The 13596-nt window shown below is 68.9% G+C and carries 13 protein-coding genes and 1 tRNA gene; 7 read left to right on the top strand and 7 right to left on the bottom strand.

Annotated elements, in window-relative coordinates; genetic code table 11:
• On the bottom strand, positions 1-1233 hold the full coding sequence (locus tag ABZ342_RS12795) for a class I SAM-dependent methyltransferase (protein WP_360472054.1): 1233 nt from the start codon (positions 1231-1233) through the stop codon (positions 1-3).
• A gap of 197 nt (positions 1234-1430) precedes the next feature.
• Here ABZ342_RS12795 and ABZ342_RS12790 point away from each other — a divergent pair, with 197 nt between their 5' ends.
• Both ABZ342_RS12790 and ABZ342_RS12785 read left to right on the top strand, forming a co-directional pair.
• Entirely contained in the window at positions 1431-1799 is a 369-nt protein-coding gene (locus ABZ342_RS12790; RefSeq protein ID WP_196425869.1) for a YrdB family protein, read from the top strand.
• A 234-nt stretch (positions 1800-2033) separates the two neighbouring features.
• The gene (locus tag ABZ342_RS12785) at positions 2034-3503 is read left to right on the top strand and encodes a hypothetical protein (protein ID WP_360472051.1); all 1470 of its coding nucleotides are present in this window, start codon (positions 2034-2036) and stop codon (positions 3501-3503) included.
• Positions 3504-3754: 251 nt separating this feature from the next.
• Here the strand turns inward: ABZ342_RS12785 and ABZ342_RS12780 are convergent, their stop codons facing one another.
• Together ABZ342_RS12780 and ABZ342_RS12775 are read right to left on the bottom strand one after the other, a co-directional pair.
• Positions 3755-4630, bottom strand: coding sequence for an LLM class F420-dependent oxidoreductase (locus ABZ342_RS12780; RefSeq protein WP_360472049.1), 876 nt, complete (start codon positions 4628-4630; stop codon positions 3755-3757).
• A gap of 40 nt (positions 4631-4670) precedes the next feature.
• Positions 4671-5639: a hypothetical protein gene (locus ABZ342_RS12775; RefSeq protein WP_360472046.1), complete on the bottom strand. Its 969-nt coding sequence runs from the start codon at positions 5637-5639 to the stop codon at positions 4671-4673.
• A 132-nt stretch (positions 5640-5771) separates the two neighbouring features.
• On the opposite strand from ABZ342_RS12775, the gene htpX reads away from it, so the two are divergent.
• From htpX to ABZ342_RS12760, 3 genes are read left to right on the top strand one after another with little or no spacing between them, the layout of a single operon-like run.
• Positions 5772-6623, top strand: a complete 852-nt coding sequence (gene htpX, locus ABZ342_RS12770) for a zinc metalloprotease HtpX (protein WP_360472043.1) — start codon at positions 5772-5774, stop codon at positions 6621-6623.
• A 60-nt stretch (positions 6624-6683) separates the two neighbouring features.
• On the top strand, positions 6684-7778 hold the full coding sequence (locus tag ABZ342_RS12765) for an LLM class flavin-dependent oxidoreductase (protein WP_360472040.1): 1095 nt from the start codon (positions 6684-6686) through the stop codon (positions 7776-7778).
• Between the two features lies 1 nt (position 7779).
• Positions 7780-9090, top strand: coding sequence for an NtaA/DmoA family FMN-dependent monooxygenase (locus tag ABZ342_RS12760; protein ID WP_155548825.1), 1311 nt, complete (start codon positions 7780-7782; stop codon positions 9088-9090).
• Here ABZ342_RS12760 and rfbA read toward each other — a convergent pair.
• Together rfbA and ABZ342_RS12750 are read right to left on the bottom strand one after the other, a co-directional pair.
• Positions 9087-9968 (bottom strand): glucose-1-phosphate thymidylyltransferase RfbA, encoded by an 882-nt coding sequence (gene rfbA / locus ABZ342_RS12755; RefSeq protein ID WP_360472037.1) that lies wholly within the window; start codon positions 9966-9968, stop codon positions 9087-9089. The two genes, ABZ342_RS12760 and rfbA, sit on opposite strands and share 4 nt — an antisense overlap.
• A gap of 51 nt (positions 9969-10019) precedes the next feature.
• On the bottom strand, positions 10020-11156 hold the full coding sequence (locus ABZ342_RS12750; protein ID WP_196425871.1) for a sialidase family protein: 1137 nt from the start codon (positions 11154-11156) through the stop codon (positions 10020-10022).
• Between the two features lie 146 nt (positions 11157-11302).
• On the opposite strand from ABZ342_RS12750, the gene ABZ342_RS12745 reads away from it, so the two are divergent.
• A complete protein-coding gene (locus tag ABZ342_RS12745) occupies positions 11303-11959 on the top strand; it encodes a hypothetical protein (protein WP_360472034.1) in 657 nt (218 codons plus the stop codon).
• A gap of 62 nt (positions 11960-12021) precedes the next feature.
• Here the strand turns inward: ABZ342_RS12745 and ABZ342_RS12740 are convergent, their stop codons facing one another.
• Positions 12022-12420 carry an HIT family protein gene (locus ABZ342_RS12740; RefSeq protein WP_360472031.1) on the bottom strand — a complete coding sequence of 133 codons (399 nt, stop codon included), beginning with the start codon at positions 12418-12420 and terminating at the stop codon, positions 12022-12024.
• 173 nt (positions 12421-12593) lie between these two features.
• Positions 12594-13085, bottom strand: a complete 492-nt coding sequence (locus tag ABZ342_RS12735) for a YajQ family cyclic di-GMP-binding protein (RefSeq protein WP_155548830.1) — start codon at positions 13083-13085, stop codon at positions 12594-12596.
• Between the two features lie 118 nt (positions 13086-13203).
• On the opposite strand from ABZ342_RS12735, the gene ABZ342_RS12730 reads away from it, so the two are divergent.
• Positions 13204-13286: transfer RNA gene (locus ABZ342_RS12730), tRNA-Tyr, on the top strand.
• Positions 13287-13596 lie beyond the last annotated feature (310 nt).

Genomic DNA, 13596 nt, shown 5'->3' with positions numbered 1-13596 from the left:
TCACTGCACCTCGACGATTTCCAGGCGGGGGATGGGGAACACGAGCTTTCCGCCCCACTCACCCACGAACGACAGCTGTTCGGTCAGTTCCTCCCGGAGGTTCCACGGGAGGACGAGCACGTAGTCGGGCCGGTCGGCTTCGATCCGCTCCGGGGGCAGCACCGGGATGCGCGTCCCCGGGGTGAACCGGCCGTGCTTGTACGGGTTGCGGTCGACCGTGTACTGCAGCACGTCCGTGCGGATGCCGCAGTGGTTGAGCAGGGTGTTGCCCTTGCCCGGGGCGCCGTAGCCGACGACGGTCTTCCCGTCGTTGCGCGCCTCGATGAGGAACTTCAGCAGGTCCAGCCGCACGCGGGTGACGCGCTCGGCGAACTCGGTGTACCCGGACAGCTCGTGCAGCCCGGCGGCCTTTTCGCGCTCCAGGACGTCGGTCATCCGCTCGCTGGGCTCGCCCGCGACCTCGTCGGGACGCGCCCACAGCCGGATCGACCCGCCGTGCGTCGGCACCAGCTCGACGTCGACCACGGTCAGGCCGCCGGTCGCGAGGGCGCGCCGGGCCGATTCGACCGTGTAGTACTGGAAGTGCTCGTGGTAGATCGTGTCGTACTGGTTCTTCTCGATCAGCGTGAGCAGGTGCTGGACCTCGATGGAGACCCAGCCGTCGTCGGCGACGAGGGCGCGCAGGCCCTTCGTGAAGCCGAGGACGTCGGGGATGTGCGCGTAGACGTTGTTGGCGGCGACCAGGTCGGCCGGGCCGTGCTCCTCGCGCACCTGGCGGCCGGTCTCCTCGGAGAGGAAGGCCGTGAGGGTGGGCACGCCGGCGTCTCGCGCCGCCTGCCCGACGTTCACCGAAGGTTCGACGCCCAGACACCGGATGCCGTGCCCGACGACGTGCTTGAGCAGGTAACCGTCGTTGCTGGCGACCTCGACGACGAACGACTTCTCGTCGAGTCCCAGCCGCTCGACCGACCCGTCGACGAAGCGCTTCGCGTGCTCGACCCACGACGTCGAGAACGACGAGAAGTACGCGTACTCGGTGAAGGTGTCGTCAGGATCGATCAGCGGGGGGATCTGAGCGAGCCAGCAGTCGGTGCACACCTTGAGGTGGAGCGGGAAGGTGGCTTCCGGCTCGTCGAGCTGCTCGGCGGTCAAGAATCGCTCACATGGGGGAGTGGCCCCGAGGTCCACCACGCTGGCCGTGTTTGTCGAACCGCAGAGTCGACATGTGGTCATCTACCAGGCTCCTTGGCTCGCGGTCGCGATATGCGCTTAACACGTCGAGCAGGGGTGGACCGTCGTTACAGCGACGCGTGGCGGCGTGGTGGACCGATTCGGAACCGCAACATGATCACGTCGTGTGGCCGAGATCACGGACGGTGCCGGTCCGAACCCGTAACGTCCACAGTGGACCCGGGTCCTAGGCTGGCCCGATGACTTCGGAGACGGGTCCCCGCCTGAGCGGGTTCGCGGGCGTGGTGCTGACGGTCCGCTTCCTGACCGAGCTGGCCCTGCTGGGCGGCCTGGCGCTGGCCGGCACCCAGCTCGGCAGCGGGGTGGCGCTGGCGATCGTCGACGCGGTCCTGCTGCCGGTGGTGGCCGCCGCGATCTGGGGCCTGTTCATCGCCCCGCGGGCCCGCCGCCGGCTGCCGGAACCGGCCCGCTTCCTGGTGGAGTTCGCCCTGTTCGCGGCCACCGGCGCGGTGCTGGTGCTGGTCGGCTGGGTGGTCGCGGGGATCGTGCTCGCCGTCGCGGGGATCGGCGTCGCGGCGCTCACCCGCGTCGTCGCCAAGGACGGCTGACTTTACCGTTCGATTACCCAAGACTCGGCCGCTAACGTGACTGGTCGGACGCCGTCAGTCACCGGGGAGGGTGAATTGGGCACGCTGAGGGGCAAAACGCTTTCGCGACGGCATATGGCGAATGGGTTGTCGCAGTCAGGGAATTGCACTCCGACCTACCGCGTATCCGGGAATTCGTCCTGACCGCACACGACAACCACGGTGCAGCCCTGTCGGCCAATCTGGGTATCTGGCGTGGCCCGGATCGATGACGGCGGTGCGCCGCAGGGTGTCGTCGACGTCACGCCCGAGGACTTCCATGTCGTCGCTCTCGGCCTGGCCGAGGGGCAGGAGCAAGTGCGCCAGATCCGGCTGAAACTGTTCACCGCGCTGGAGGGCAATGCCGGTGCGGCCGGCGCGGGAGACGGTGCCGAGGCGTTCGAACGCGGCTACCAGAGCGCCATGCACACCCTGGTCGCAGCCTTTTTCCGCGCCTACGACGTGCTCGGCTCGGTCGCCGCGGGCATCGACCAGGCCGGGCTGAACCACTGGGCCGCGGACAACTCTTCCCATCCGCAACCCGGTCCGGCGCCGTGGACGCCGCTGCTGCCGCCGAAGGCCGGCGGCAGCCCGGCGTGGCCGGGTCTGCTGGGGTCGGAGGAGTGGTGGCTGCCGCACGGGATCGGCCGGTACGTGCCGAACGCCGACACCGGGAAGCTGACCAACATCCAGCTGGCCTTCGAACAAGCCGGCGACGCCGTCCAGGCGCTGGCGGCCGACCTCAAGAACCGCATGTTCGAGCTGGTGGAGAACAACGACTCCGCGGACGTCGATGCCCTGAACGACTTCTGGGACAGGCTCGCCGGTGGGCACGACACGGCGATCTTCTTCGTGCTCCCGCAGTTCCTGCGGAAGCTGTCGACGGCATTCGCGGACTTCCGGGTCTGGGTCGTCGACACCCGCCAGCGCATCGAAGACTCGGTCCGTGACGTGGTCGACGGGGCCGGGCTCGGGCTCGCGATCGCGGGCATCGTCAGCATCCTCACCGAGGGGGCGTTCGACGTCCTCGTGGGCGCGGCCGAACTGCTGGGGATCGACGTCATCGGCGTGCTGGCGGGCCCGATCGCGGAGCTCTCGGCCGGAGCGGTGGCCACCCTGGAAGGGGCGGAAGTCCTCGGTGCGGTCGCGGGCGGGGTGACGGCCATGGCGATGGCGGTCGAGCGGACCCCGGAGCCGAACATCGAGCAGGCGGACACCACGAAGCTCGGTGAGGAGCTCGGTGAGCGAACCGGCGTGATCGACCAGTCCGAATCCACCTTCAACCAGGCTGAGCGAAAGATCGCCGAACGACTGGCTGGTGAGGGACATGACGTGAAGGCGCTCAAGCCGTCCACGGAGCCAGGGGTTCGAACGCCGGACGCGCTCCTCGACGGGACGCCGACCGAGTTCAAGACGATCGAGGCGACTAATCCGGGCAGTACGAAAGTCATGCAAGTGCTGGACGATCGTCGCTCCTTGAGGGCGGTGCGGGAGGTGTGCGTCAATGGCAACACATGTCGAAATATTCCTGAGGCCGCTCGAGGCCGTGCCCGTCCAATCGGTCGTCGGCGAGATTGCAGAGCTGGTCGGAACGCCGCTTCTGCGGGAACCGAAATATCAAGACGAGGCGTACGTCGGGCGGCGCGAGGACGTCGCGGTCGAACTGTTCGTGAACCACGGTTATGAGATCTACGACGACATGCCGTTCGCGACACATCCGTACATGCTTCGGTTTCGGACCCTCAATCGGGATGTCGATAACGCTCGTTCTTTCATGGAGAGAACATATGGCGCTTTGAAAGCGACGGGGAAGTTCTCGATTTTTTCGACATACGATCTGCAATACGTCCTCAGTGAGGATATCGAGAACCCGGCCGCGGGAACGAGTTCGTGACGGCTGCCTCGCGGAACCGTTCCGCGAGGCAGCCCATCGGTGATCAGCCGATCTTCTCCGCCGCCGGGATGACGTCGGTGCCGAACTTCTCCAGCACGGCCGGGTTGTGGACGTGCGGGACCATGCCGAGGGCGATGTCGATGCCGAGCCCGTGCAGCCGCTCCAGCTCGTTCAGCAGCTCGCCGGTCTTCTCACCGTTCTCGCCGATGTCGAGGATGTGGTAGACGGTCTTGGTGATCGAACCGTAGTCGCGGCCCTCGTTCTCGCAGTGCTGCTTGAGTACGTCGAGCTTGTGCTCCAGCTCGGGGCCGTTGAAGAGGTTGCACTGGTCGGCGTACTTGGCGACCAGCCGCAGCGTCTTCTTCTCGCCACCGCCGCCGATCATGATCGGCGGGCGCGGGTCCGACAGCGCCTGTGGCACGTTCAGCAGCCGGGCCGCGTCGAAGTGCTTGCTCTTGAACGGCGCGTCGCCCTCGGCCCACATCTGGAGCACGTACTGGAGGTTCTCCTCCAGCAGCTCGAAGCGCTCCGCGACCGGCGGGAAGGGGAAGCCGAGCCCGCGGGACTCGTTCTCGTTCCAGCCCGCGCCGATGCCCAGGATCGCGCGGCCGCCGGACAGCACGTCCAGCGTCGTGATCGCCTTGGCCAGCAGGCCCGGGTGCCGGTAGAGGACACCGGTGACGACGGTCAGCAGCTTGGCGCGCTCGGTGTGCGCGGCGATGAAGCCGAGGGTCGTGTACGCCTCGAGCATGTCGTTTTCGACGGGGCCGACCCCGCCGATCTGGAAGAAGTGGTCCATCACGGCGATGGAGTCGAAGCCCGCGTTGTCGGCGGTGCGGACGACGGCGGCCAGTTCGGCGCCCAGCGCGGACGCCCCGTTCGGCCAGGTGAAGTCGGGGATCTGCAGTCCGAGTTTCATAGATTCCGACCGTATACCTGGAGTTACCCCAGCTGCCTGCTCAGAAATCCCGGATCAGGGAAACCCTGCCGTGCAAGGGATCCGTGACGAACACCGTGCGCGTGCGCTCGTCGACCGCGACGTCGCCGGGGTTGACGCCCAGCGACAGCTCGCCGGTCAGCGTCCCGCTCGCGCCGTCGATCCGGCTCAGCCCGTTCTGGCCGCCGTTGGTGTAGACGGTGTTCGTGCCCTGGTGCACGGCCAGCGCGGACGATTCGCTGCGCAGCAACACGGTCTTGCGCTCGGTGCGCGTCGCCGCGTCCACAATGGACATGTGGTGGATGCCGGAGTTGGCCACGTACACCGAACCGCTCGCGGCGTGCACCGCGACGGCGGTCGGCCGCGCACCGACCTTCACGCTGGCGACGAACTTCCCGCTGTCGATCGAGAACACCTCGAGCGAGTCCGTGCCGGTGCTGGCGCAGTAGGCGAGCTTGCGGCCGGCGTCGACCGCGACGCCGCCGAGGCTCGGCTTCGGGCCCGGCACGAGCGCGGCGAGGGTGCAGCTGACGCCGTCGAGCACGGCGAGCATGCCGGTGCTGCCGCTGACCGCGTAGACGCGGTTGGCCTGGTCGTCCACGGCCAGCGCGGACGCGCCGGCGCCCGCGCCGATCACGCTCACCAGGTCGTGGGTGCGGCCGTCCAGCACGACGACCGTGCCGGCCGGCGGGTTCGAGACGTAGATCCGGTTGGCTTTCGCGTCGATCGCGACGTCTCCGGGGGCGCCGCCGACGCTGATGACGGCGCCGACCGTGGCGGTGCGCGAGTCGATGACCGTGACCGTGCCGGCCTCGGGATCGGTGACGTACGCGAGCCCGGTGACGGGGTTCACCGTGACCGCGGTGGGCGCCCCGCCGAGCTCGATCGAGCGGACGTCCTCAGCCCGCGCCACCCCGGGCACGACCAGGGCCCCGGCACCGGCCGTGACCAGGGCGAACAGGGTCCTCCGGCCTATCGGGCGACCTCGCATCGGCGCCTCCGCTCGTGATCAACTCGCCCTCCGAGCCTAACCCGCGCGATCCCCACGTGAAGGAACTTCGCGTCCCCCGATCGCGTTGTTTCCGATGGGTAACTCACCTGAAGAGCGGACGGAGGCGAGCGCGTGCACGGGCACCAGAACGGACTGAAGACGGCGATGCTGCTCGGTCTGCTGTCGGCGATCATCATCGCGATCAGCGGCCTGTTCGGCCGCGGCGCCCTGGTCATCGGCCTGGTCGTCGCGCTCGGGATGAACGCCTTCGCGTACTTCAACTCGGACAAGATGGCGCTGCGCGCGATGCACGCGCGGCCGGTGTCCGAGGTCGAGCAGCCGGCGATGTACCGGATCGTGCGGGAGCTCGCCCACGTCGCCCGGCAGCCGATGCCGCAGCTCTACCTCAGCCCGACCGTCGCGCCCAACGCGTTCGCGACCGGCCGCAGCCCTCGCCACGCGGCCGTCTGCTGCACGACCGGCATCCTCGACCTGCTGGACGAGCGGGAGCTGCGGGCCGTGCTCGGGCACGAGCTGTCCCACGTCTACAACCGCGACATCCTCATCTCGTGCGTCGCCGGCGCGCTGGCCAGCGTGATCAGCGTGCTCGCGAACATCGCGCTGTTCTTCGGCGGCAACAACCGCGACGGCAGCCCGCTGGTCAGCCTGATGCTGATCTTCGTCGGGCCGATCGCGGCGGCGGTCATCCGGATGGGCGTGAGCCGCTCGCGGGAGTACCAGGCCGACGCGTCCGGCGCGAAGCTGACCGGCGACCCGCTCGGCCTGGCCTCGGCGCTGCGGAAGCTGGAGGCCGGCACGCGGGCGCGGCCGCTGGTCGCCGAGCCGCAGCTCGTGTCGCAGTCGCACCTGATGATCGCGAACCCGTTCCGCCCCGGTGAAGGCCTGAGCAAGCTGTTCTCGACGCACCCGCCGATCGCCGACCGCATCGCGCGGCTCGAGGAGATGGCCCGCCACAGCCTCTGACCCGGTCTTCTCAACTGGTGGGAGCGGGAATCCCGGTTCCGGTCCGGCGGTTGCGTAAGCATGGTCTCCGCAGAGCTGCACCTGGGCGTCGCCATCGACGGGGCCGGGTTCCACCCGGCCGCCTGGCGGGTATCCGCGGCCGAGCCCGCCGCGCTGTTCACCTCCGGTCACTACCTGAGGTACGCGAAGCTGGCCGAAGCCGCTTCGCTCGACTTCGTCACCCTGGACGACTCGCTGGCGTTGCAGTCCGGCGGCGAGGGGGTCGTCCGAGGGCGCCTCGACGCGCTGCTCACGCTGTCCGCGATCGCGCCGGCGACCAGCCGGATCGGCCTGGTCCCGACCGTCACGACCACGCACACCGAGCCGTTCCACGTCTCGACGTCGGTGGCGACCCTCGACTACGCGAGCCGCGGCCGCGCCGGCGTGCTCGCGGTGCCGTCGCCGACCGACGCCGAGGCCGCGCACTTCGGCCGTCGCCCGGCCCCTTCCCCGCAGGACGGGGAGGCCGAGACGGCGGAAGTCCTCGACGTCATCACCCGGTTGTGGGACAGCTGGGAGGACGACGCGATCGTCCGCGACGCCGCCACCGGCCGGTTCATCGACCGGGAGAAGCTGCACTACGTCGACTTCGAGGGCCGCTTCTTCAGCGTGAAGGGCCCGTCGATCACCCCGCGTCCGCCGCAGGGTCACCCGGTGACCGCGGTCTACGGCGACTCGCCGCACGCCGTCGGCGCCGACCTGGTCATCACCCGCGCCGACCACCTCGACGCCGTGCGCGCCGCGGCCGCCCGCTTCCCGGGAGCCAAGGTCCTGGCCACGGTGTCGATCGTGCTCGCCGAGACCGAGCAGGGCGCCCGCGACCGGCAGCACGAGCTGGACGCCCTGGTCCCGTTCGAGCCCGCCGGCCTGTCGTTCGTCGGCACCCCCGCGCAGCTGGCCGCCGACCTGCCCCGCTGGGCCGCCGAGACCGGCGTCGCCGGGTTCCACCTGCGGCCCGCCGTCCTGCCCGACGACCTCGACCTGCTCGCCGGCGAAGTCGTCCCGGCGCTGCGCGCGGCCGGCGCGTTCCGGGACGCCTACCGCGGCGAAACCCTGCGCGACCACCTCGGCCTCGGCCGGGCCGTCAACGCCTACGCCGTCACCCCGGGAGCCTGAGATGACCAAGCAGATCAAGCTCGCCGCGCACTTCCCCGGCGTCAACAACACGACGGTGTGGAGCGACCCCGCGTCGGGCAGCCAGATCGACTTCGCCTCCTTCGAGCACCTCGCCCGCACCGCCGAGCGCGGCAAGTTCGACTTCCTCTTCCTCGCCGAGGGCCTGCGGCTGCGCGAGCACGCGGGCAAGATCCTCGACTCCGACGTTGTCGGCCGGCCCAACACGACCACCGTCCTGGCCGCGCTGTCCGCCGTCACCACGCACCTCGGCCTGGCCGGGACGCTGTCCTCGACGTTCAACGAGCCCTACGAGGTCGCCCGCCAGGTCGCGAGCATCGACCACCTCTCCGGCGGGCGCGCGGCGTGGAACGTCGTGACGTCGCCGGATGCCTTCACCGGCAAGAACTTCCGCCGCGGCGGCTTCCTCAAGCGCGAGGACCGCTACGCGCGCGCCGAGGAGTTCCTCGCCACCGTGCGCGAGCTGTGGGACAGCTGGCAGCCCGGGACCCTGGTGGGGGACAAGGAGAACGGCGTCTTCGCCCGCGACCCCGGCAAGTTCGTCCACAGTGGACAGCAGTTCGACATCCACGGCGAGTTCACGCTGCCGCGGACGCCGCAGGGGCAGCCGATCGTCATCCAGGCCGGCGACTCCGACGAAGGCCGCGAGTTCGCCGCTAAGGCCGCCGACGTCATCTTCAGCCGCCACGGCACCCTCGAAGACGGCCAGGCGTTCTTCCACGACGTCAAGCGGCGGCTGGCCGCGTACGGCCGCGAGTACGGCGAGCTGCTGATCATGCCGGCGGCGACGTTCGTCCTCGGCGACACCGACGCCGAAGCCGAAGAGCACGCGCGTGAGATCCGGCTCCAGCAGGTCCGCCCCGCCACCGCGATCCAGTTCCTGGAGCAGGTGTGGAGCCGCGACCTGTCGGACTACGACGTCGACGGGCCGCTGCCGGAGGTCGACCCCGACCCGGACGCCGAGCCGCTGACCTGGGGCCGCGTCCGGCACGAGAAGGACCAGGTCGCGCTCGCGCGCAAGTGGCGGGCGATCGCGGAGGAGAAGAAGCTCTCGATCCGCGAGCTGGTGATCGAGGTCACCGCGCGGCAGCAGTTCGTCGGGACGCCGTCGACGGTCGCTTCGACGATCGACGAGTACGTCCAGTCCGACGCGGCCGACGGGTTCGTCCTCGTGCCGCACCTGACGCCGGGCGGGCTCGACGAGTTCGTCGAGAAGGTCGTCCCGCTGCTGCAGGAACGCGGGGTGTTCCGGACGGAGTACACCGGGACGACGCTGCGCGAGCAGCTCTTCTAGGCCGAAGCTCCCGCGGCTGCGGCGACTGCCTTCACGTAGTCGCCGTAGCCGGACTTCGCCAGCTTCTCGCCCAGCGCGTAGCACTCGTCGGCGTCGATGAAGCCCATCCGCAGCGCGATCTCCTCGAGGCACGCGATGCGCACGCCGGTGCGGTGCTCCAGCACCTGCACGAACTGCCCGGCTTCGAGCAGCGAGTCGTGCGTGCCGGTGTCGAGCCACGCGAAGCCGCGGCCGAGGTCGACCAGCGACGCCCGGTCCTGGCGCACGTACGTCAGGTTGACGTCGGTGATCTCCAGTTCGCCGCGCGGTGACGGCTTGAGCGCGCGCGAGATCTCGACGACCTGGTTGTCGTAGAAGTACAGGCCGGTGATCGCCTTGTTCGACCGCGGCTTCGCCGGCTTCTCCTCGATGGAGACCAGCTTGCCGCCCGCGTCGACCTCGCCGACGCCGTAGCGCTCGGGGTCCTTCACCGGGTAGCCGAACAGGACGCAGCCGTCGAGCTCGAGCACGGCCTGCTGCAGGCGGCCGGAGAAGCCCTGGCCGTAGAAGATGTTGTCGCCGAGCACGAGCGCCACGTCGTCGTCGCCGATGAAGTCCGCGCCGATCACGAAGGCCTCGGCCAGTCCGTTCGGGCTGGGCTGCTCGGCGTAGGAGAACGAGACGCCGAACTGGTCGCCGTTGCCGAGCAGCTTGCGGAACATCGGCAGGTCGGCGGGGGTGGAGATGACGAGGATCTCGCGGATCCCGGCCAGCATCAGCACCGAGATCGGGTAGTAGACCATCGGTTTGTCGTAGACCGGCAGCAGCTGCTTCGACACCGCCTGGGTGATCGGGTGCAGGCGCGTCCCGCTGCCTCCGGCCAGCACGATGCCCTTCATGAACTGCCTCCTCGGATCCGGCGTCGGCCCCACCCTACGGGCCGGGCGGGATCAGAAAGCCGGTCCCTTGCCGAAGTAGGCCTTGCAGCCGGTGTTGTACTCGGTGGCGATCTCGAGCACGTTCTTGCCGCCGTCGACCGGCAGCAGCGTCGAGGAGTAGTTCGGGCAGAAGTTGTTGTGGATGCCGGTGATGTGCACCGGCGCGGGCAGCTCGTACCAGTTGCCGCTGCCGAAGTTGTCGTTCGCGAGCAGCACCTGGCCGTTCTTCGGCTGCGGCTGGCCCTTCGCGTTGGTGTAGATCTGCCCGACCATGACGATCCGGACGCCGTTCGGGCCGCCGGGGAAGAGCGTGATCGTCTGCGCGTGCTGGAAGTAGTTGCCGTTCGCGGTGTCGACGCGCGTGCCGGGGTCGGTGGGGCTGCCCCAGTTGGCGCCGTCGGGGGAGATCTTGAAGTACGGGTCGCAGTAGCGGTCGCGGAAGTTGCAGATCTCGTAGGCGAAGTAGTAGCGGCCGTCGGGCAGCCGGCGGATGATCGGCATGCCGGGCCGGACCCGGTCCGGCGGGATGGCCAGGGTGAGCTGCTTGGTGCCCCAGTTCACGCCGTCGGTCGAGGCGACTCGGTTGAGGACCTGCGCGTACTTCGGTGCCTGCGTCTCGTCGGCGAAGTGGAGCCAGAGCGTGCCGCCGGCGTCGACGGTGAACTCGGGCTCCCAGATGCCGTCGATGTTGTGCGAGCGGGCGGCTTCGGACAGGAACCGCCACGAGCGGCCGCCGTCCGGGCTGGCCCAGACCTTGATCCCGACGCGCCGCTGCGCCCCGGCGTCCTGCCGGTAGGAGGCGGCCCAGAGCAAGGTGCCCGCGCGCAGGCGGCCGACGCGCTCCGGCAGTTCGTAGAGCGTGCCGCAGCACATGCCGTACCGGCCGTCGGGATCGTGGATGGCGCCGATCTGGTGGAAGGTCTCGCCCTCGTCGGTGCTTTCCAGGACGGGCGTGAACTTGCCGCCGGCGTCTTCGCTGGTCAGCGCCGCGACGATGTTCCCGCGGCCGAAGATGGAGTGATCGAGCCGGACCAGGCGCGCGTACGAGCCGAGGCCGGGCAGGAGCTGCTTGCGCTCGGCGGCGCTCGCGGGGGTCAGTGTCGCGCAGATCACGGTGAGTGACAGCACGAAGGCGAGCAAACGGCGCATCCTGAGCCTCTCCACGCGGTGACCGCGCGATTACAGCACGCGAATGGGGTCCTTCGTGGACAGTCACACGGGGCATTCGCGCGTTCGAGGGGTTTGCTGTGCGCTTTCGGGTGACCGGTAACGTGGAGTGGCTGCGAGGGGGAGCGATGAAATTTCGGTTGTCCGGTCTTCTGGTCCTGGTCCTGCTGGCCGGGTGCGAGGCGTCGTCGGGTTTCGGGACGATCGTGTCGTCCACGCCGGTCGTCCCCGCGCCCACGACGTCGGCGGCCCCGGTGCTGAAGGACGTGCCGACGGAGACGCACACGGGCAAGGGCGAGGGCGAGTTCGCGACGTCGTGGCCGGCGGACCAGCTGGGCTTCTTCACGTTCGACTGCCCGAAGTGCTCGGCGAACGTGATCATCGACACCGACGGCGGCGAGTACGGCCTGGTCAACGCGATCGGCAAGTACAAGGGCACCACGTGGCTGAACACGAACCCCGACCGCCCGACGACCAAGGTGACCGTCCACGCGAACGCCCCGTGGACGGCCACGATCGCGGACTACCGAAGCCTGCCGGTGGCCGCCCCGGGCGCGACGGCCTCAGGCAAGGGCGACGCGGTGTTCCGGGTCCCGGAAGGTGTCAAGTCGATCGCGTTCACGGCGAAGACGCGCGGCAACGTGGCCCTGTGGGTCCATTCGGAGAAGGTCCGCGACCTGCTGGTGAACGCGATCGGCGACCAGTCGAAGACGGTGGAGGTAGCGGGACCGGCGTACCTGAGGGTGGACGGCTACGAAGCGAGCTGGACGATCACACCGTCCTGAGCGGCGGGAACCCACTACAAGTGGGTGGCCCCCCAGCCCGATCACGCCGGGTCGAGGCGGCTTCACCCGAGCATCGCTCGGAGAGCGTCAGCGTCGCCGGCGAGCACAGCAGGATCGATCCGAGCTTCCTCGCCACTCAACGGCAGCAGCGGAAAAGGTCTCCCCGGGGCGGGATCCTCGACGAACCGCGGCGGCAGGTGCGTGTGGAGGTGCGGAACGGAGTTCCCCAAGGTCTCGTAGTTCATCTTGAGCGGCCGGTAGAACGTGGCGAGCGCCTTGGCCACGGTCGGCGTCGCCTTCCAGTAGGACTGCGCCTCCGGCTCGCTCAGCTCGAACGGCTCGACGACGTGCCGACCACGCCAGATGACCAGCGTGTACCCGCGCTGGATGTCGGTTCGCTGGAGTACGGCGTCGACGTCGGCGGTGCTGAAGATGCGGATCCCGTAGGTGTCTTCGTCCAAGCGCTCCGACTGGCACATCGGACAGGCTCGGCCGCTGATCCGGCCTGTCCAGTCGCTCGGCCACGCACTCTTCATGGCTGAATTCCGCTTTCGTGCCGCCTCGGCCGGGACTCCGCGCCCGGGTTGGCCTACGGGCACCTGAAACCAGATACCCGCAGGTCAACGAGGGTGAATCACCGGTAGTTCGTGAACTGCAGCGCGATCTCGAAGTCCTTGCCCTTCAGCAAGGCGATGACCTCCTGCAGCTGGTCCTTCTTCTTGCCGGACACCCGCAGCTGGTCGCCCTGGATCTGGGCCTGCACGCCCTTGGGGCCCTCGTCGCGGACGAACTTCGCGATCTGCTTCGCCTTGTCCGAAGCGATGCCCTGGAGGATCTTTCCCGAGATCTTGTAGATCTTGCCGGACAGCGCCGGCTCGTCGGCCTCGAAGGCCTTCAGGGAGATGCTGCGCTTGATCAGCTTCTCCTTGAACACCTCGATCGCGGCCAGGGCGCGCTCCTCGGTCTCGGACTCGACCGTGATCGCTTCCTCGCCCGCCCAGCTGATCGTCGTGCCGGTGCCGCGGAAGTCGAAGCGCGTGCCGAGCTCCTTGCCTGCCTGGTTCAGCGCGTTGTCCACCTCCTGGCGGTCGACCTTGCTCACGACGTCGAAAGAGGGATCCGCCACGTGTCCTCACACCTCGTACTCGCTTGTCAGGGGCCACCCAGCCTAGCCCCGGGTATCCCGGTTGACCCCCGCCGGGAGCCCTTGGGTAAGCTTCTCCCCGGCCGGTACGCCCGGTCATGGCGGGTTACCCGAGTGGCCAAAGGGGACTGGCTGTAAACCAGTTGGCTTACGCCTACGGGGGTTCGAATCCCTCACCCGCCACAGGTCAGAGGCTCCGCGATCTCGTAAGAGGTCGCGGAGCTTTTGCGTTACCCGGGATCGGTTGCCGCGCGAGCAGCCGGTCGACGACGGCGAATTGTCGACCTGATTCACTCGATAGGCTTACCGTTTAATGGTGGTCATCCGGTAACACGGCCGCCATGTCACCGGTTGCCGTTTTTCGGACGGGCCGGGGTGAAACAACTGCCGCCCGCCGAGCGATTACTGATCTCGTACACGGTGCGGGTCCGGGAGACTGTCGCGTTCGGAAACGAACGAATCGAGCCGGTGGCTTGGCGCGGCTCGATGTTGT

Origin of the sequence: Amycolatopsis sp. NPDC005961 (assembly GCF_040629235.1) — a bacterium.
GTDB lineage: Bacteria > Actinomycetota > Actinomycetes > Mycobacteriales > Pseudonocardiaceae > Amycolatopsis > Amycolatopsis camponoti.
The sequence above is the reverse complement of the archived record's forward strand: the minus strand, read 5'-3'. Positions and strand labels throughout refer to the sequence as shown.